The following is a 16,459-nucleotide window of genomic DNA, read 5'->3' as shown; positions in this document are numbered from 1 at the left end:
GTTCGTCCTGAGCGGGCGCCTGGAGATTTTCCTATGTCATCTTCCGCCCCGAACGCTGTCCTCTCGGTCAGCGGTATCGGCAAGACCTATGCCCAACCCGTTCTGTCCGACATCACGCTCACGCTCAACCGTGGTGAAGTGTTGGCGCTGACCGGTGAAAACGGCGCAGGCAAAAGTACCTTGTCGAAGATCATCGGCGGGTTGGTCACGCCGACCACCGGGAACATGCAATTCAATGGTCAGGCTTATCAGCCCGCCAGCCGCACCCAGGCCGAAGCGCTGGGCGTGCGCATGGTCATGCAGGAGCTCAACCTGCTGCCCACGCTGACAGTGGCTGAAAACCTGTTCCTGCATAACCTGCCCAGCCAAGGCGGCTGGATCAACCGTAAACAGCTGCGCAAAGCCGCCACCGAAGCCATGGCCCAGGTTGGCCTGGACGCCATCGACCCGGACACGCTGGTGGGCAGCCTGGGTATTGGCCATCAACAAATGGTCGAGATTGCCCGCAACCTGATCGGCGACTGCCACGTACTGATTCTCGACGAACCTACGGCGATGCTCACTGCCCGTGAAGTCGAGATGCTGTTCGAACAAATCACCCGCCTGCAGGCCCGGGGCGTGGCGATTATCTATATTTCGCACCGGTTGGAAGAGCTGGCCCGTGTGGCCCAACGCATTGCGGTATTGCGCGACGGCCAGCTGGTCTGTGTCGAGCCGATGGCCAATTACAACAGCGAGCAACTGGTCACCCTGATGGTGGGGCGCGAGTTGGGCGAGCACATCGACCTGGGCCCGCGCACCATCGGCGAGCCGGCCTTGACGGTCAAAGGTCTGACGCGCTCGGACAAGGTCCGCGATGTGTCTTTCCAGGTACGCGCCGGCGAAATCTATGGCATTTCCGGCCTGATCGGCGCCGGTCGTACCGAGTTGCTGCGCCTGATTTTCGGTGCCGACCTGGCCGACAGCGGCACCGTGGCTCTGGGGCCGCAGGCCAATGTGGTGAGCATTCGCTCCCCGGCGGACGCGGTCGGTCATGGCATCGCCCTGATCACCGAAGACCGCAAAGGCGAAGGCCTGCTGCTGACCCAGTCCATCAGCGCCAACATCGCCTTGGGCAACATGCCGGAGATCTCCGCTGGCGGGCTGGTTAACAGCCGCGATGAGACGTCCCTGGCCAAGCGCCAGATCGACGCCATGCGTATCCGCAGCTCCAGCCCGGCGCAGTTGGTCTCCGAGCTGTCGGGCGGTAACCAGCAGAAGGTGGTGATTGGCCGCTGGCTGGAGCGCGATTGCTCGGTGATGCTGTTCGACGAGCCCACTCGAGGCATCGACGTGGGTGCCAAGTTCGACATTTATGCCTTGCTCGGCGAGTTGACGCGCCAGGGCAAAGCGCTGGTGGTGGTCTCCAGTGATCTGCGCGAATTGATGCTGATCTGTGACCGCATCGGCGTGTTGTCCGCCGGACGCTTGATCGAAACATTCGAGCGCGACAGCTGGACCCAGGACGAATTGCTCGCCGCCGCCTTTGCCGGCTATCAGAAACGTGATGCGCTGCTCAACGATGCAGCGCCTAGGAATACCCCATGAAAACAACCCTTTCCCCCGGTAAGACTGGCGGCAACTTCTACGGCCTGGGTACTTACCTTGGGCTGGCAGGTGCCTTGCTGGCGATGATTGCGCTGTTCTCGGTGCTCAGCGATCACTTCCTGTCCTATGACACATTCAGCACCCTGGCCAATCAGATTCCGGACCTGATGGTGTTGGCGGTGGGCATGACGTTCATCCTCATCATCGGTGGCATCGACCTGTCGGTAGGTTCGGTACTGGCGTTGGCAGCGTCGGCGGTCAGCGTAGCGATTCTGAGCTGGGGCTGGAGCGTGCTGCCGGCCGCCGTGCTGGGCATGGGTTGCGCTGCATTGGCCGGTACCCTTACCGGTTCCATCACCGTGGCCTGGCGGATCCCTTCCTTTATCGTATCCCTCGGTGTGCTGGAGATGGCCCGAGGCGTGGCCTACCAGATGACTGGCTCGCGCACCGCGTATATCGGTGACTCGTTTGCCTGGTTGTCCAACCCGATTGCGTTCGGGATCTCGCCGTCGTTCATCATTGCGTTGCTGGTGATCATCGCCGCCCAGTTGGTGCTGACCCGCACCGTGTTTGGTCGCTACCTGATCGGTATCGGTACCAACGAAGAAGCGGTGCGCCTAGCGGGTATCAATCCCAAACCCTACAAGATCCTGGTGTTCAGCCTGATGGGCCTGCTGGCCGGTGTGGCCGCGCTGTTCCAGATATCGCGCCTGGAAGCGGCGGATCCAAATGCTGGCTCGGGCCTTGAGCTGCAAGTGATTGCTGCTGTAGTGATCGGCGGTACGAGCCTGATGGGCGGGCGCGGCTCGGTGATCAGCACGTTCTTTGGTGTGCTGATTATTTCGGTATTGGCCGCGGGCCTGGCGCAGATTGGCGCGACCGAACCTACCAAACGCATTATCACGGGTGCGGTCATTGTGATCGCGGTGGTTCTTGACACTTACCGCAGCCAGCGCGCCAGTCGGCGGGGCTGATCCATGGCAACGATCAAGGATGTGGCAGCGCTGGCGGGGATTTCCTACACCACGGTGTCTCATGTGGTGAATAAGACGCGCCCGGTCAGCGAGCCGGTGCGCATCAAGGTCGAGGCGGCGATCAAGCAGTTGGACTATGTGCCGAGTGCGGTCGCGCGCTCCCTCAAGGCCAAGACCACGGCGACGATCGGGTTGCTGGTGCCCAACAGCCTCAACCCGTATTTCGCGGAATTGGCCCGGGGCATTGAGGATTACTGCGAGCGCAATGGCTACTGCGTGATCCTCTGCAACTCCGACGACAATGCCGAAAAGCAGCGCAGCTACTTGCGCGTGCTGCTGGAGAAACGCGTCGACGGCTTGATCGTGACCTCGGTGGGTGGCGACGACAGTGGCCTTGCCGCTGGCTTGAGTGCAGTGCGCACGCCGATGGTGATTGTCGACCGGGCACTGGATGGCATCGATGTCGACCTGGTGCGCATCGATCATGAAGAGGGCGCTTACCTGGCGACCCGGCACTTGCTTGAGCTGGGTCATCGCGACATCGCCTGCATCGCCGGCCCCGCCCGTACTCGCGTGGCGCAAATGCGTTTGGCAGGCTATCGGCGTGCGCTGCGCGAAGCCGGTGTTGAAATAGCGCCTGAGCGCGTCCGCGAAAGCGATTTCACCAGTACCGGGGGTTATGCCGCCGCCGTGCAATTGCTCGCAGAACAACCGCCGAGTGCGATTTTTGCCTGCAACGACATGATCGGTTTTGGCGTGCTGCGTGCCGCGGCAGAGCACAATATCCGCGTGCCGGGCGAGCTCTCAGTGATAGGTTTCGATGACATTCAAATGGGCCGCTACGTCTATCCGGCGTTGACCACGGTCGGGCAATCGATCGTGCAACTGGGCGAGACCGCGGCCGAATTATTATTGCGACGTATAGCGACACCTCAACTGCCGATCGATCAACGCATCGTGACGCCGAGTATTGTCTTGCGTGAATCGACGGCGGCGTTGGCCGATGTGTTCGCCCAATACCGCTGAACCGAATTGATGAGTACTGAAGTATGCCCGCAAAAGTAGTGGTAATAGGCAGCTTGAACATGGACCTGGTCACCCGCGCCAGTCGTTTGCCGCGTGCCGGTGAAACACTGATCGGCCAGACGTTCTCCACCGTTCCCGGTGGCAAGGGCGCCAATCAGGCGGTCGCCCTGGCGCGCCTGGGTGCGGATGTCGCGATGGTCGGTTGCGTCGGCACCGATGCCTACGGCGACCAATTACGTGATGCACTCGTGGACGAAGGTATCGATTGCCGGGCCGTCAGCACGGTGGAAGGCTCCAGTGGTGTCGCGTTGATCGTGGTGGATGACAGCAGCCAGAACGCGATTGTAATTGTGGCGGGCAGTAACGGTCAGTTGACCCCCGCGTCGTTGACCGCCTGTGATGCCGTATTACAGGCCGCCGATGTGATCATTTGCCAGCTCGAAGTGCCGATGGAAACGGTCGGCCATGCGCTCAAGCGCGGTCGCGAGCTGGGCAAGACGGTGATCCTCAATCCAGCACCGGCCAGTGGGCCCTTGCCGGCCGAGTGGTATGCCTCGATTGACTACCTGATTCCCAACGAAAGTGAAGCCACTGCCTTGAGCGGTGTCGCGGTCGACTCGCTCGACAGCGCCAAGCTCGCCGCGACAGCATTGATCAAGGCTGGTGCCGGCAAGGTCATCATTACCCTTGGCGCCCAGGGCGCACTGTTTGCGGACGGCGACAGCTTCGCGCACCTGGTCGCGCCCAAGGTCAGGGCGGTGGACACCACGGCTGCCGGTGATACCTTCGTGGGTGGTTTTGCCGCAGCGCTGGCCGCTGGCAGCAGCGAAGCGGAAGCGATCCGTTTCGGCCAGGTCGCGGCAGCGTTATCGGTGACCCGTGCCGGCGCCCAGCCCTCCATTCCTACGCTGCACGACGTACAAGGTTTTGTGCCCTCATGAAAAAGACACCTCTGCTCAATATCGCCCTGTCCCGCCTGATCGCGTCACTGGGGCACGGCGACATTCTGGTCATCGGTGATGCCGGTCTGCCGGTGCCGCCCGGTGTCGAGTTGATCGACCTGGCGCTGACCCAGGGCATCCCGGATTTCATCAGCACCCTGCGCGTTGTGCTCAGCGAGATGCAGGTAGAAAGCCACGTGCTGGCTGAAGAAATCCTGCTCAAGCAACCGCCGGCGCTGATTGAACTCGATGCTCTTACCGCACAAGCTGCCCTTGGCGAGCGTCGTCTGCTCAGTCATGACGCCTTCAAGCAGCTGAGTGGCAAGGCGCGTGCCGTCGTGCGCACGGGCGAATGTCAGCCTTACTGCAATATCGCGCTGGTATCCGGCGTAACCTTCTAGAGTCCCCCTACGACAAGGAGTGTTTTATGCAACGTGGTCTTCCATCCCTGAAAAACCTGTTCCGGAGTGTTCTGCTTGTGTCCGCACTCACAGCTGCAAGCGCCCAGGCGGCGGAAAAGATCGACCTGATCATCGATACCGATCCGGGCGCCGATGATGTGGTGGCCTTGCTGTTCGCCATGGCTTCGCCGGAAGAGTTGAGCATCCGCGCGCTGACGACCGTGGCCGGCAACGTGCGCCTGGACAAAACATCACGCAATGCGCGTCTTGCGCGTGAGTGGGCAGGGCGTGAGGATATCCCGGTTTACGCGGGTGCCCCAGCGCCGTTGCTGCGCAAGCCGATCTATGCCGAGAATATCCACGGCAAGGAAGGTATTTCCGGCGTGACCGTGCACGAGCCGAAACAAGGCCTGGCTGACGGCAACGCCGTGGATTACCTGATCAAAACCCTGACTGCCGCCAAGCCCCACAGCATCACCATCGCCATGCTCGGCCCGCAGACCAACCTGGCCCTGGCACTGACCCAGGCACCAGAAATTACCCAGGGCATCAAGGAAGTGGTGGTGATGGGCGGTGCGCATTTCAATGGCGGCAATATCACGCCGGTGGCCGAGTTCAACCTGTTCGCCGACCCGGTGGCGGCTGAGATTGTGCTTAAAAGTGGCGTGAAGTTGACCTACCTGCCGCTGGACGTGACCCATAAAGTGCTCACCAGCGAGGCGCGCCTGAAGAAAATTGCAGACTTGAACAACAATGCAAGCAAGGTCGTCAGCAATATTCTCAACGAGTACGTCAAGGGCGATATGGAGCACTACGGCATTCCTGGCGGGCCGGTGCATGACGCCACGGTGGTCGCCTACCTGCTCAAGCCGTCGCTGTTCAGCGGTCGCCAGGTCAACGTGGTCGTCGACAGTCGTGAAGGTCCGACTTTCGGCCAGACCATCGTCGATTGGTACGATGGCCTGAAGCAGGACAAGAACGCATTCTGGGTCGAGAACGGCGACGCCCAAGGCTTTTTCGATCTGTTGACCGAACGCCTGGCACGCTTGAAGTAAAGCCCTTACCGGTCGGCGTCCGCCGGCCGGTTCTTATTCGCGCTCTTGCGCGCCCGGGTGGTCGGTCGGGTATTTCTCGAATACCTGGCCGACAAAGGCTTGGGCGCCCTGGGTGCCGAGTTCCTTGACCAGCAGGTCGATACCGATGATCGCCAATTCTTCCGGGCTGCCGGGGCTGTAGGAGCTTTGCCCTTGGGGCCATTTGGCTTTTATATCGGCTTGGAGCGTTACGGTGGTCATGGGAATCTCGCGGGCGGTAGGTACTGGGCATTGCGCTGGCGTGCGGCTGCAACGGGCGCAGTTAAGCATTTTGCACGGGAATTGGCACTGCGACTTAGGCATGAGGGCGGGGTGTGCGACACTGTCCCCCTGTTTATTGGCCGAGAAACACCGAGTGCAGATCGATTTGAACAACCCCGAAAATCTTACGCTGGTAGCCGTGCGCCAACTGCTTGCCAGCGCCAGTGACGATGAACACACCCAGCTGCGGGTCACCAAGGCCGGCATCGCCTACATCTCTTCTGGCGTAGTAGGGGGCGCCGATATCGGAGGTCTGCTGTTTCGCCTGGAGACTTGGGCCAAGGGTTCCGGTTATGTGGGTAACGTGGCCGCGAATGATGAAGTCTGGGTTATGCAGATTTTCAACGCGCTCAAGCAGAATTGGCCGAAGCCGTCGTCTGACTACATCGATATCTACTGAGCATGTTCATATCCAGTCATGATTGACTGGGCGCGTGCGTTGCCTGAGTCAGGCAGACTTGGGTGTGAGGCGTTAACGTCTTGAAACCAATCAACTCAATCGCTGTCGCACGATCTCTGTCCATTTTTTATCATAGGAGGCTTCATGCCTTGGAAGCTCGCATCATTCGGTACTTTGTTGGCAGCACTCGCGTTGGCGGGTTGCAGCACCCCGGGTGCCTCTGAGCCAGGCAAAGATGCCACTGTGACCGATGCTGGTCATAGTCGCTGTGAGTCGAAGGCCGCCGAGTTCACGATCGGCCAGAAAGCCTCGCCTCAATTGCTGGAGCAGGCGCGTGCGCGTTCCGGTGCGCAGAATGCCCGTATCCTCAAGCCCAATGACATGATCACGCTGGAGTATCGCTCCGACCGCTTGAACCTGAACACCGACGACAATCTGGTGATCACGCGGGTCAACTGCGGCTGATAGTGTATGGCTTTTGCAACACCCATAAAAAACCCCGTCACATGGACGGGGTTTTTTTAGCTCAGCGGAGTATTACTCGCCGCGAACTTGTGCAGCTTGCATACCCTTTTGGCCTTTCTCAGCCACGAAGGAAACGGTTTGGCCTTCTTTCAGGCTTTTGAAACCGTCGCTTTCGATAGCTTTGAAGTGTACGAACAGGTCGTCACCGCCACCTTGAGGAGTGATGAAGCCGAAGCCTTTTTCATCGTTGAACCATTTAACGGTGCCGGTTTGGCGATTAGACATGGTGTATCTCCAAGAAACATATATTTTCAGTAGTGCTGTGCTGCTCAGGCCAACTGGGCACACAGGGCTATCATAGTCGAAATGTTCGGCTTGGGAGCCCCCCCAAGGCATTGTTTGCTAATCAATAGCGTTGCGTTTAGTGCCTGGTTTGGCTGAAAGCCCCGATCTACGGGGCTTTGGTGCGAAATATCAGCTGTTAAAAAAAGCCGTAAAACCTGCATAATTTGTGAGAAACAGCCGTTTTAGGGCTGTTTTTCTGGCGAAAAAGACGCCCGATCAGTGGGCGTTCTTACTTTTTCTTCACGACTTTGCAGGACGAAATAGCCGCGACCGCTTTGTTTTTTAGCTCCGGGCTAGCGTTCTGATTGGTCATCAATTCCTTGATTTCCGCAGTGCTCAATTCGGCGTTGATCTTGTCGGCGCCACATTCGCAGTGGGCTTTGGCGGTTTTGACGTCGACGTTCTGGCTGGCCGCAGCGCTGCAGTCGTTGACGAAGGCGTCACGGGCGCCCGCCGGCCAATTCGAAGGCGCAGCGGCTTGCGCGCCGAGCGAAAGGAATGCCAGGGAAGCGGCGAGGGCGAGGGTCGATGTAAAACGCATCATGGGATGCTCCTTTGGGTCGAGGACGAACGGCGATTCTCGGGGTGTTTGAGGCGTGGCGTACAGCTCAAGTTCACTTTTGCCGCCATAAAGCATGGAATTTGCTTTTACCGCAGGCCGCGTCGGCGCGATGACCGTTCATCTGTGCTAGCATCCAGCGCTTGGCTTTTTCCAGGTGCGCCATTTGCCGCCTTGCCAGGTTCTTTTTTGTTCAATCCAGTCACTCTGGTTCGATTATCGGTTGGCCGAAAGGCTCCTGCCGCTGTAAGGCAGGCGTTCAGCATTGAGCGGCCTGGTGTTGGATCTTGTACTGGCTCATCCCAACCCACGTGACCTTTGGTAGGGGTCACCACTAGGAGAGGAGGCGCCATGCCAACTATTACTCTACCCGACGGCAGTCAACGTTCGTTCGATCATCCGGTTTCCGTAGCCGAGGTCGCCGCATCCATTGGTGCAGGCCTGGCCAAGGCCACCGTGGCCGGCAAGGTCGACGGCAAGCTGGTCGATGCCAGTGACCTGATCACCTCCGATGCCACCCTGCAGATCATCACGCCCAAGGATCAAGAGGGGCTGGAGATCATTCGCCACTCTTGTGCGCACCTGATTGGCCATGCGGTCAAGCAGCTGTACCCCACCGCAAAAATGGTGATTGGCCCGGTCATCGACGAAGGCTTCTATTACGATATCGCCTATGAGCGTCCTTTCACGCCAGACGATCTGGCGGCGATCGAGCAGCGCATGCACGCGCTGATCGAAAAAGATTACGACGTCATCAAGAAAGTCACGCCGCGTGCCGAAGTGATCGATGTGTTCACCGCCCGTGGCGAAGACTACAAGCTACGTCTGGTGGAAGACATGCCGGACGAGCAGGCCATGGGCCTGTACTACCACGAAGAATATGTCGACATGTGCCGTGGCCCGCACGTGCCGAACACGCGTTTCCTCAAGTCCTTCAAGCTGACCAAGCTGTCCGGCGCCTACTGGCGCGGTGATGCGAAGAACGAGCAACTGCAACGGATCTACGGCACTGCCTGGGCTGACAAGAAACAGCTGGCCGCCTATATCCAGCGTATTGAAGAAGCCGAAAAACGCGACCATCGCAAGATCGGCAAGCGTCTGAACCTGTTCCACCTCCAGGAAGAAGCGCCGGGCATGGTGTTCTGGCACCCGAACGGCTGGACCCTGTACCAGGTGCTCGAGCAGTACATGCGCAAGGTTCAGCGTGAAAACGGTTACCTGGAGATCAAGACCCCGCAGGTTGTTGATCGCAGCCTGTGGGAGAAGTCCGGGCACTGGGCCAACTACGCCGACAATATGTTCACCACCCAGTCGGAAAACCGCGACTACGCCATCAAGCCGATGAACTGCCCGTGCCACGTGCAGGTGTTCAACCAGGGCCTGAAAAGCTACCGCGAGTTGCCAATGCGCCTGGCCGAGTTCGGTGCCTGCCACCGCAACGAGCCATCGGGTGCGCTGCACGGCATCATGCGTGTACGCGGCTTTACCCAGGACGACGCGCATATCTTCTGTACTGAAGAACAGATGCAGGCTGAATCCGCCGCGTTCATCAAGTTGACCATGGACGTTTACCGCGATTTCGGTTTTACCGAAGTCGAAATGAAGCTGTCCACTCGTCCGGAAAAGCGCGTCGGCTCCGACGAGCTCTGGGATCGCGCCGAAGCTGCACTGGCCGCAGCGCTCGACAGCGCGGGCCTTGCGTACGATCTGCAGCCGGGAGAGGGGGCATTTTACGGTCCCAAGATCGAGTTCTCGCTGAAAGATTGCCTTGGCCGCGTCTGGCAGTGTGGTACCCTGCAGCTCGATTTTAACCTGCCGATCCGTCTGGGAGCCGAATACGTCTCCGAAGACAACAGCCGTAAACACCCGGTTATGCTGCACCGGGCGATCCTCGGCTCGTTCGAACGGTTCGTCGGAATCCTGATCGAGCACTACGAGGGTGCATTCCCGGCGTGGCTTGCTCCGACCCAGGCAGTGATCATGAATATCACTGATAAACAGGCAGATTTTGCCGCTGAGGTTGAAAAAACACTCAACGAAAGCGGATTTCGTGCCAAGTCCGACTTGAGAAATGAAAAGATCGGCTTTAAAATCCGTGAGCATACTTTGCTCAAGGTTCCCTATCTTTTGGTTATTGGAGATCGGGAAGTCGAGATGCAGACTGTCGCTGTGCGTACTCGTGAAGGTGCTGACCTGGGCTCGATGCCCGTCGCCCAGTTCGCTGAGTTCCTCGCGCAAGCGGTTTCCCGGCGTGGTCGCCCAGATTCGGAGTAATTATTATTAAGCGTGAAATGAGACAAGATAAACGAGCTGCACCGAAAGCCCCGATCAACGAGAATATCTCGGCACGCGAGGTTCGGTTAATTGGCGCTGATGGCGAGCAGATTGGCATCGTCTCGATTGATGAAGCGCTTCGTATTGCAGAAGAGTCCAAGCTGGACCTGGTGGAAATTTCCGCCGATGCAATCCCACCCGTTTGCCGGGTGATGGACTACGGCAAATCGATCTTCGAGAAGAAGAAACAGGTTGCCGCAGCGAAGAAGAACCAGAAGCAGATTCAAGTAAAAGAAATCAAGTTTCGTCCAGGGACGGAGGAAGGGGATTACCAGGTAAAACTGCGCAACCTGGTACGTTTCCTGAGTGATGGGGACAGGGCCAAGGTATCCTTGCGATTCCGCGGCCGTGAGATGGCCCACCAGGAGCTGGGGATGGAACTCCTCAAGCGGGTTGAAGCTGACCTGCTCGAGTACGGTTCGGTCGAACAGCATCCTAAGATGGAAGGACGCCAACTGATCATGGTCATCGCCCCGAAAAAGAAGAAGTAATCAACAGGGCACGGCAGGCCTTCTGATTATGTTTATCAACTGAATGCGGAGTATCCGAACATGCCAAAGATGAAGACTAAAAGTGGTGCTGCTAAGCGGTTTCTGAAAACTGCTAACGGTATCAAGCACAAGCACGCTTTCAAGAGCCACATCCTGACCAAAATGTCGACCAAGCGTAAGCGTCAACTGCGCGGTAGCAGCTTGCTGCATCCGTCTGACGTGGCAAAAGTCGAGCGCATGCTGCGCCTTCGTTAATTTTTGGATCAAGAATAGAGGAAGTAACTCATGGCTCGTGTAAAGCGTGGCGTCATTGCCCGTAAGCGTCACAAAAAAATTCTGAAACTTGCTAAAGGCTACTACGGCGCGCGTTCACGCGTATTCCGTGTTGCCAAGCAAGCGGTAATCAAGGCAGGCCAATACGCCTACCGTGACCGTCGTCAGAAAAAACGTCAGTTCCGCGCTCTGTGGATCGCTCGTATCAATGCTGGTGCACGTGTTAACGGTCTGTCCTACAGCCGTTTCATCGCTGGCCTGAAAAAAGCGTCCATCGAAATCGACCGTAAGGTTCTGGCTGAACTGGCCGTGAACGAAAAAGCGGTGTTTGCTGCGATTGTCGAGAAAGCTAAAGCCTCCTTGGCTTAAGTACCCCCGACAGTCACCCTGGGTTACTCCTGTAGCCCAAGGTGGTAAACGTCATAAATAGGGGAAGAGCCTTCAAGCTCTTCCCCTATTTTGTATCTGGAGTCTGTACATGGAAAAACCTGGACGCGCTCGTCGCTCAAGCTCTTGAGGCTGTGCAAAGCGCTGAAGATATCAATGCCCTGGAGCAAATCCGGGTTCACTACCTTGGCAAAAAGGGCGAATTGACTCAGGTGATGAAGACCCTGGGGAATTTGCCGGCAGAGGAGCGTCCGCAGGTCGGTGCGCTGATCAACGTTGCCAAGGAGCGCGTCACCGAGGTTCTCAATGCGCGCAAGGCGTCGCTCGAGGAGGCCGATCTTGCGGCCAAGCTCGCCGCCGAGTCCATTGATGTGACCTTGCCTGGCCGTGGCCAGGCCTCGGGCGGTCTGCATCCGATCACTCGGACTCTGGAACGTATCGAACAGTTCTTCACCCACATTGGCTACGGCATTGCCGAGGGCCCTGAGGTCGAAGACGACTATCACAACTTCGAGGCGCTCAACATCCCAGGCCATCACCCGGCCCGGTCGATGCACGACACCTTTTATTTCAACGCGAACATGTTGCTGCGCACCCATACCTCGCCGGTACAGGTCCGCACCATGGAAGCGAACAAGCCGCCGATCCGCATCGTCTGTCCAGGCCGTGTGTACCGTAGCGACTCCGATATCACCCACTCGCCGATGTTCCACCAGGTCGAAGGCCTGCTGGTTGATCGCGACATCAATTTCGCCGACCTCAAAGGCACCATCGAAGAGTTCCTGCGGGTGTTCTTCGAAAAAGAGCTGGCGGTGCGTTTCCGTCCATCCTTCTTCCCATTCACCGAACCGTCCGCTGAAGTCGATATGGAATGCGTGATGTGCAGCGGTAAAGGCTGCCGCGTGTGCAAGCAGACCGGCTGGCTGGAAGTGATGGGCTGCGGCATGGTTCACCCCAACGTGCTGCGCATGTCCGGGATCGACCCGGAAGAGTTTTCGGGCTTTGCCTTCGGCATGGGCGTTGAGCGTCTGGCCATGCTGCGTTACGGCGTGAACGACTTGCGTCTGTTCTTCGACAACGACTTGCGGTTCCTCGCGCAATTTCGCTAGTCGTAACGAATCTTTAGGAGAGCAGGATGAAATTCAGTGAACAATGGCTGCGTGGCTGGGTAAGCCCGCAGGTAGATCGCGACGAGCTGGTTGCTCGTCTGTCGATGGCCGGTCTTGAGGTCGATAGCGTCACCCCGGCCGCCGGTGTATTCAGTGGCGTGGTGGTGGGCGAGGTGCTGAGCACCGAGCAGCACCCGGATGCCGACAAGTTGCGTGTATGCCAGGTCAGCAATGGCGTGGAAACGTTTCAGGTCGTGTGCGGAGCGCCCAATGTGCGCCCGGGCCTGAAGATTCCGTTCGCCATGATTGGTGCCGAACTGCCGGGCGACTTCAAGATCAAGAAGGCCAAGCTGCGCGGCGTCGAGTCCAACGGCATGCTGTGCTCCCAGGCGGAGTTGCAGGTCGGCGAGGGCAACGACGGCTTGATGGAACTGCCGGCCGACGCGCCAGTAGGCCAGGACATTCGTGTTTACCTGGAGCTGGAAGACGCCAGCATCGAGGTCGACCTGACCCCGAACCGTGGCGACTGCCTGTCTCTGGCCGGTCTCGCCCGTGAAGTGGGCGCGCTGTACAACGTTCCTGTCACCCGTCCAGTGGTTGCCAGCGTGCCGGCCGTGCACGATGAAGTGCGCTCGGTTGAAGTACTGGCACCAAACGCCTGCCCGCGTTACCTGGGTCGCGTCATCCGTAACGTCGATCTGTCCAAACCCACCCCGTTGTGGATGGTTGAGCGCCTGCGCCGCGCCGACGTGCGCAGCATCGATGCGGCTGTCGATATCACCAACTATGTGATGTTGGAACTGGGCCAGCCGCTGCATGCGTTCGACCTTGCCGAAATCAATGGCGGCATCCGCGTGCGTATGGCAGAAGAAGGCGAGAAGCTGGTACTGCTCGACGGCCAGGAAGTCAGCCTGCGTGCAGACACCCTGGTTATCGCCGACCATGCCCGCGCCCTGGCCATCGCCGGCGTGATGGGCGGCGAGCACAGCGGTGTGTCCGCGACCACTCGCGACGTGTTCCTTGAAAGCGCATTCTTCGACCAGATCGCCATCGCCGGCAAGGCCCGTTCCTACGGCCTGCACACCGATGCATCGCACCGTTATGAGCGTGGCGTAGACTGGAAGCTCGCCCGTGAAGCCATGGAGCGCGCCACTGGCCTGCTGCTGGAAATCACCGGTGGCGAAGCCGGCCCGATCACCGAAACTGTAAACGAACAGTTCCTGCCGTCCATTGCGCCGATCACGCTGCGTGCCAAAAGCGTTGAGCAAATGCTCGGCCTGGTGATCGAGCCTGCCGAGATCGAGCAACTGCTGTCGGCCCTCGGCCTGGCCATCTCCGCCGGTGGGGAAGGGCAGTGGCTCGTTGAAGTACCAAGCCATCGCTTCGATATCAGCCTGGAAGTCGACCTGATCGAAGAACTGGCGCGCTTGTACGGTTACAACCGCCTGCCGGTTCGCTACCCGCAAGCGCGTCTGGCACCGCAGCCCAAGGCCGAAGCGCGTGCGCACCTGCCTGAATTGCGTCGCCTGCTGGTTGCTCGTGGCTATCAGGAAGCCGTGACTTACAGCTTCATCGATCCAAAGCAATTCGAGCTGTTCAACCCAGGCGTTGAGCCGCTGTTGCTGGCCAACCCTATTTCCAACGACATGGCGGCCATGCGTTCGTCGCTGTGGCCAGGCTTGGTCAAGGCGCTGTCTCACAACCTGAACCGCCAGCAAGACCGCGTGCGCATGTTCGAAAGCGGCCTGCGCTTTATGGGCCAACTCGATGGCTTGAAGCAAGAGCCCATGCTGGCGGGTGTGGTCTGCGGTAGCCGGCTGCCGGAAGGCTGGGCACAAGGCCGTGATGCCGTGGACTTCTTTGACGTCAAGGCTGACGTGGAAGCGGTGCTGGGCTTCGCCGGTGCGCTGGATGCCTTCACGTTCCTGCCCGGTAAACACCCTGCGCTGCATCCGGGCCAGACTGCCCGTATCGAGCGCGAAGGTCGTTTGGTCGGCTTTGTCGGCGCCATTCACCCGGAACTGTCGAAAACCCTCGGTCTGGACCGTCCAGTCTTCGTTTTCGAGCTGCTCCTGGCTGAAGTTGCGTCGGGCAAGATGCCTAAATTCAGCGAGTTGTCGCGCTTCCCTGAAGTGCGTCGTGACCTGGCCCTGATCGCCGATCGTGAAGTCGCCGCCACTGCCGTTCTGGATGTAATCCGTGAAAATGCAGGGGAATGGCTGACAGACCTCAGGCTATTTGACGTCTATCAGGGTAAAGGTATTGATCCGCATAGAAAAAGCCTTGCGGTTGGCTTGACCTGGCAGCATCCATCGCGCACTCTTAATGACGATGAGGTGAATACCACGACACAAAATATCCTCACCTCGCTCGAACAAAGGTTGAACGCCACGTTAAGGAAGTGACGTATGGGGGCTTTGACGAAAGCTGAGATGGCGGAACGTCTGTACGAAGAGCTGGGTCTGAACAAGCGCGAGGCCAAGGAATTGGTCGAGCTGTTTTTTGAAGAGATCCGGCACGCTTTGGAAGACAACGAACAGGTCAAATTGTCCGGTTTCGGCAATTTTGACCTGCGGGACAAACGCCAGCGGCCTGGCCGCAATCCAAAAACGGGAGAAGAAATCCCGATCACGGCTCGCCGTGTGGTCACCTTTCGTCCAGGGCAGAAGTTGAAGGCCCGAGTTGAGGCTTATGCTGGAACCAAGTCATAACGACGAACTACCCGTCATCCCGGGCAAACGCTACTTCACCATCGGTGAAGTCAGCGAGCTGTGTGCGGTAAAACCGCACGTGCTGCGCTACTGGGAGCAGGAGTTTCCTCAACTCAACCCCGTCAAACGTACTGGGAACCGTCGGTATTATCAGCGCCAGGACGTGCTGATGATCCGACAGATCCGCGCGTTGCTGTACGACCAGGGGTTCACCATCAGCGGCGCGCGCCAGCGCATGTCCGGTGATGAAGCCAAAGACGACACCACCCAATACAAGCAACTGATCCGCCAGATGATCTCCGAACTCGAAGATGTGCTGGTGGTATTGAAGAAGTGATTCAGGCTTTTAAAAATACTTCCACATTTCAAAAGCTTGCGGTATATTCCGGTTCGCTTCGTTAAGAAGCAAACCCAGTAACACGCCTAGTCGGGGCGTAGCGCAGTCCGGTAGCGCACTAGCATGGGGTGCTAGGGGTCGAGTGTTCGAATCACTCCGTCCCGACCATATCTTTCAATGACTTAGCCCAATCTTCGCCGGTTGGGCTTTTTCATATCTGAAAAAAATACTCCCACATTTACTCCCACGGATATCTTGGATCTCGGTAGCTATGCATCTGAGAGGCGTTCGAGTCTTGTGTCCCCCCGGACAGCCCCTACGGGTGCAAGAACCTGAAGAAGCGAAGACGTTCGTAATGAGTTGCCGATCTGGACAGTCCGCGAGGCAAGCTTTGGGCGATGGCTGTAGGTTACGCGGAGCTCTCTGTTGCTGATGAGTGATCCGGGCATTCGCTCAGACTTCGGAATATCACATGATTCCAGCGGCGGAGGTTCGTGTCGATGGGTGTTATGAACTTCCTGGTGATGGAGCCATATGGCCGATCAGCGCAGTAACCTGATTGTTAGAGCTATCGATGCCGTGCTTGGGTGGTTGCGGTTGACGCTGAGCCGCGCCACATAGCGTGGTGAACCCGAAGCCTGTAAATACAGTCAAGGTCGTTCTCTTCGAAAAACATTTTGACTTGGCCCTAGATCAACACTTTCGGGCAGAATAATTTCAAATATGCGCCCAGATTTGCCCCATTCGCGTGCCGTACATGAGCG

Annotated in this window: 19 protein-coding genes and 1 tRNA gene; 17 read left to right on the top strand and 3 right to left on the bottom strand. The window is 58.3% G+C overall.

Features of this window, described 5'->3' with window-relative positions; genetic code table 11:
* Window positions 1–33: 33 nt before the first annotated feature.
* Genes QF045_RS20550 through QF045_RS20525 form a run of 6 tightly spaced genes read left to right on the top strand, consistent with a single transcriptional unit; the run spans window position 34 to window position 5,984 of the window.
* Window positions 34–1,587, top strand: coding sequence for a sugar ABC transporter ATP-binding protein (locus QF045_RS20550; RefSeq protein ID WP_306493773.1), 1,554 nt, complete (start codon window positions 34–36; stop codon window positions 1,585–1,587).
* Window positions 1,584–2,561, top strand: coding sequence for an ABC transporter permease (locus QF045_RS20545; RefSeq protein WP_124387360.1), 978 nt, complete (start codon window positions 1,584–1,586; stop codon window positions 2,559–2,561). Before QF045_RS20550 ends, QF045_RS20545 begins: the two co-directional genes overlap by 4 nt.
* 3 nt (window positions 2,562–2,564) lie before the next feature.
* Window positions 2,565–3,587: a LacI family DNA-binding transcriptional regulator gene (locus tag QF045_RS20540; protein ID WP_306493772.1), complete on the top strand. Its 1,023-nt coding sequence runs from the start codon at window positions 2,565–2,567 to the stop codon at window positions 3,585–3,587.
* A 23-nt stretch (window positions 3,588–3,610) separates the two neighbouring features.
* Window positions 3,611–4,528: a ribokinase gene (rbsK, locus tag QF045_RS20535; RefSeq protein WP_306493771.1), complete on the top strand. Its 918-nt coding sequence runs from the start codon at window positions 3,611–3,613 to the stop codon at window positions 4,526–4,528.
* On the top strand, window positions 4,525–4,929 hold the full coding sequence (gene rbsD / locus QF045_RS20530; protein ID WP_306493770.1) for a D-ribose pyranase: 405 nt from the start codon (window positions 4,525–4,527) through the stop codon (window positions 4,927–4,929). The genes rbsK and rbsD overlap by 4 nt, the downstream gene beginning before the upstream one ends.
* Window positions 4,930–4,955: 26 nt before the next feature.
* Entirely contained in the window at window positions 4,956–5,984 is a 1,029-nt protein-coding gene (locus tag QF045_RS20525) for a nucleoside hydrolase (protein ID WP_306493769.1), read from the top strand.
* Window positions 5,985–6,017: 33 nt separating this feature from the next.
* Here the strand turns inward: QF045_RS20525 and QF045_RS20520 are convergent, their stop codons facing one another.
* Entirely contained in the window at window positions 6,018–6,224 is a 207-nt protein-coding gene (locus tag QF045_RS20520; protein WP_306493768.1) for a hypothetical protein, read from the bottom strand.
* A gap of 154 nt (window positions 6,225–6,378) precedes the next feature.
* Between QF045_RS20520 and QF045_RS20515 the strand changes: the two genes are divergently transcribed.
* Together QF045_RS20515 and QF045_RS20510 are read left to right on the top strand one after the other, a co-directional pair.
* A complete protein-coding gene (locus QF045_RS20515) occupies window positions 6,379–6,684 on the top strand; it encodes a hypothetical protein (protein ID WP_306493767.1) in 306 nt (101 codons plus the stop codon).
* A gap of 144 nt (window positions 6,685–6,828) precedes the next feature.
* Window positions 6,829–7,149 (top strand): I78 family peptidase inhibitor, encoded by a 321-nt coding sequence (locus tag QF045_RS20510; protein WP_306493766.1) that lies wholly within the window; start codon window positions 6,829–6,831, stop codon window positions 7,147–7,149.
* A 72-nt stretch (window positions 7,150–7,221) separates the two neighbouring features.
* Here the strand turns inward: QF045_RS20510 and QF045_RS20505 are convergent, their stop codons facing one another.
* The gene (locus tag QF045_RS20505) at window positions 7,222–7,434 is read right to left on the bottom strand and encodes a cold-shock protein (protein WP_003234260.1); all 213 of its coding nucleotides are present in this window, start codon (window positions 7,432–7,434) and stop codon (window positions 7,222–7,224) included.
* A gap of 289 nt (window positions 7,435–7,723) precedes the next feature.
* On the bottom strand, window positions 7,724–8,038 hold the full coding sequence (locus tag QF045_RS20500; RefSeq protein ID WP_124387352.1) for a hypothetical protein: 315 nt from the start codon (window positions 8,036–8,038) through the stop codon (window positions 7,724–7,726).
* Window positions 8,039–8,404: 366 nt separating this feature from the next.
* Between QF045_RS20500 and thrS the strand changes: the two genes are divergently transcribed.
* From thrS to QF045_RS20455, 9 genes are all read left to right on the top strand, one after another.
* On the top strand, window positions 8,405–10,327 hold the full coding sequence (gene thrS, locus QF045_RS20495; RefSeq protein ID WP_124387351.1) for a threonine--tRNA ligase: 1,923 nt from the start codon (window positions 8,405–8,407) through the stop codon (window positions 10,325–10,327).
* A complete protein-coding gene (gene infC, locus QF045_RS20490) occupies window positions 10,327–10,878 on the top strand; it encodes a translation initiation factor IF-3 (protein WP_015884933.1) in 552 nt (183 codons plus the stop codon). Before thrS ends, infC begins: the two co-directional genes overlap by 1 nt.
* Before the next feature lie 60 nt (window positions 10,879–10,938).
* A complete protein-coding gene (rpmI, locus tag QF045_RS20485; RefSeq protein WP_002553160.1) occupies window positions 10,939–11,133 on the top strand; it encodes a 50S ribosomal protein L35 in 195 nt (64 codons plus the stop codon).
* Window positions 11,134–11,163: 30 nt separating this feature from the next.
* Window positions 11,164–11,520, top strand: coding sequence for a 50S ribosomal protein L20 (rplT, locus tag QF045_RS20480; RefSeq protein WP_005789679.1), 357 nt, complete (start codon window positions 11,164–11,166; stop codon window positions 11,518–11,520).
* 53 nt (window positions 11,521–11,573) lie between these two features.
* On the top strand, window positions 11,574–12,647 hold the full coding sequence (pheS, locus tag QF045_RS20475) for a phenylalanine--tRNA ligase subunit alpha (RefSeq protein WP_306494929.1): 1,074 nt from the start codon (window positions 11,574–11,576) through the stop codon (window positions 12,645–12,647).
* 26 nt (window positions 12,648–12,673) lie between these two features.
* Window positions 12,674–15,052 carry a phenylalanine--tRNA ligase subunit beta gene (gene pheT, locus QF045_RS20470; RefSeq protein WP_306493765.1) on the top strand — a complete coding sequence of 793 codons (2,379 nt, stop codon included), beginning with the start codon at window positions 12,674–12,676 and terminating at the stop codon, window positions 15,050–15,052.
* 3 nt (window positions 15,053–15,055) lie between these two features.
* Window positions 15,056–15,358: an integration host factor subunit alpha gene (ihfA, locus tag QF045_RS20465; RefSeq protein WP_002553164.1), complete on the top strand. Its 303-nt coding sequence runs from the start codon at window positions 15,056–15,058 to the stop codon at window positions 15,356–15,358.
* On the top strand, window positions 15,339–15,695 hold the full coding sequence (locus QF045_RS20460; protein ID WP_003174972.1) for a MerR family transcriptional regulator: 357 nt from the start codon (window positions 15,339–15,341) through the stop codon (window positions 15,693–15,695). Before ihfA ends, QF045_RS20460 begins: the two co-directional genes overlap by 20 nt.
* A 91-nt stretch (window positions 15,696–15,786) precedes the next feature.
* Window positions 15,787–15,863: transfer RNA gene (locus tag QF045_RS20455), tRNA-Pro, on the top strand.
* Window positions 15,864–16,459 lie beyond the last annotated feature (596 nt).

This window comes from Pseudomonas sp. W4I3 (assembly GCF_030816195.1).
Taxonomy (GTDB): domain Bacteria; phylum Pseudomonadota; class Gammaproteobacteria; order Pseudomonadales; family Pseudomonadaceae; genus Aquipseudomonas.
This window is presented reverse-complemented; position numbering and strand designations above follow the sequence as displayed.

Excerpts from the sequence above, each read along its gene's own strand:
- QF045_RS20550 (WP_306493773.1), top strand. The coding sequence starts at position 34 with ATGTCATCTTCCGCCCCGAACGCTGTCCTCTCGGTCAGCGGTATCGGC.
- QF045_RS20545 (WP_124387360.1), top strand. The coding sequence starts at position 1,584 with ATGAAAACAACCCTTTCCCCCGGTAAGACTGGCGGCAACTTCTACGGC.
- QF045_RS20540 (WP_306493772.1), top strand. The coding sequence starts at position 2,565 with ATGGCAACGATCAAGGATGTGGCAGCGCTGGCGGGGATTTCCTACACC.
- rbsK (WP_306493771.1), top strand. The coding sequence starts at position 3,611 with ATGCCCGCAAAAGTAGTGGTAATAGGCAGCTTGAACATGGACCTGGTC.
- rbsD (WP_306493770.1), top strand. The coding sequence starts at position 4,525 with ATGAAAAAGACACCTCTGCTCAATATCGCCCTGTCCCGCCTGATCGCG.
- QF045_RS20525 (WP_306493769.1), top strand. The coding sequence starts at position 4,956 with ATGCAACGTGGTCTTCCATCCCTGAAAAACCTGTTCCGGAGTGTTCTG.
- QF045_RS20520 (WP_306493768.1), bottom strand. The coding sequence starts at position 6,224 with ATGACCACCGTAACGCTCCAAGCCGATATAAAAGCCAAATGGCCCCAA.
- QF045_RS20510 (WP_306493766.1), top strand. The coding sequence starts at position 6,829 with ATGCCTTGGAAGCTCGCATCATTCGGTACTTTGTTGGCAGCACTCGCG.
- QF045_RS20505 (WP_003234260.1), bottom strand. The coding sequence starts at position 7,434 with ATGTCTAATCGCCAAACCGGCACCGTTAAATGGTTCAACGATGAAAAA.
- QF045_RS20500 (WP_124387352.1), bottom strand. The coding sequence starts at position 8,038 with ATGATGCGTTTTACATCGACCCTCGCCCTCGCCGCTTCCCTGGCATTC.
- thrS (WP_124387351.1), top strand. The coding sequence starts at position 8,405 with ATGCCAACTATTACTCTACCCGACGGCAGTCAACGTTCGTTCGATCAT.
- rpmI (WP_002553160.1), top strand. The coding sequence starts at position 10,939 with ATGCCAAAGATGAAGACTAAAAGTGGTGCTGCTAAGCGGTTTCTGAAA.
- rplT (WP_005789679.1), top strand. The coding sequence starts at position 11,164 with ATGGCTCGTGTAAAGCGTGGCGTCATTGCCCGTAAGCGTCACAAAAAA.
- pheT (WP_306493765.1), top strand. The coding sequence starts at position 12,674 with ATGAAATTCAGTGAACAATGGCTGCGTGGCTGGGTAAGCCCGCAGGTA.
- ihfA (WP_002553164.1), top strand. The coding sequence starts at position 15,056 with ATGGGGGCTTTGACGAAAGCTGAGATGGCGGAACGTCTGTACGAAGAG.
- QF045_RS20460 (WP_003174972.1), top strand. The coding sequence starts at position 15,339 with ATGCTGGAACCAAGTCATAACGACGAACTACCCGTCATCCCGGGCAAA.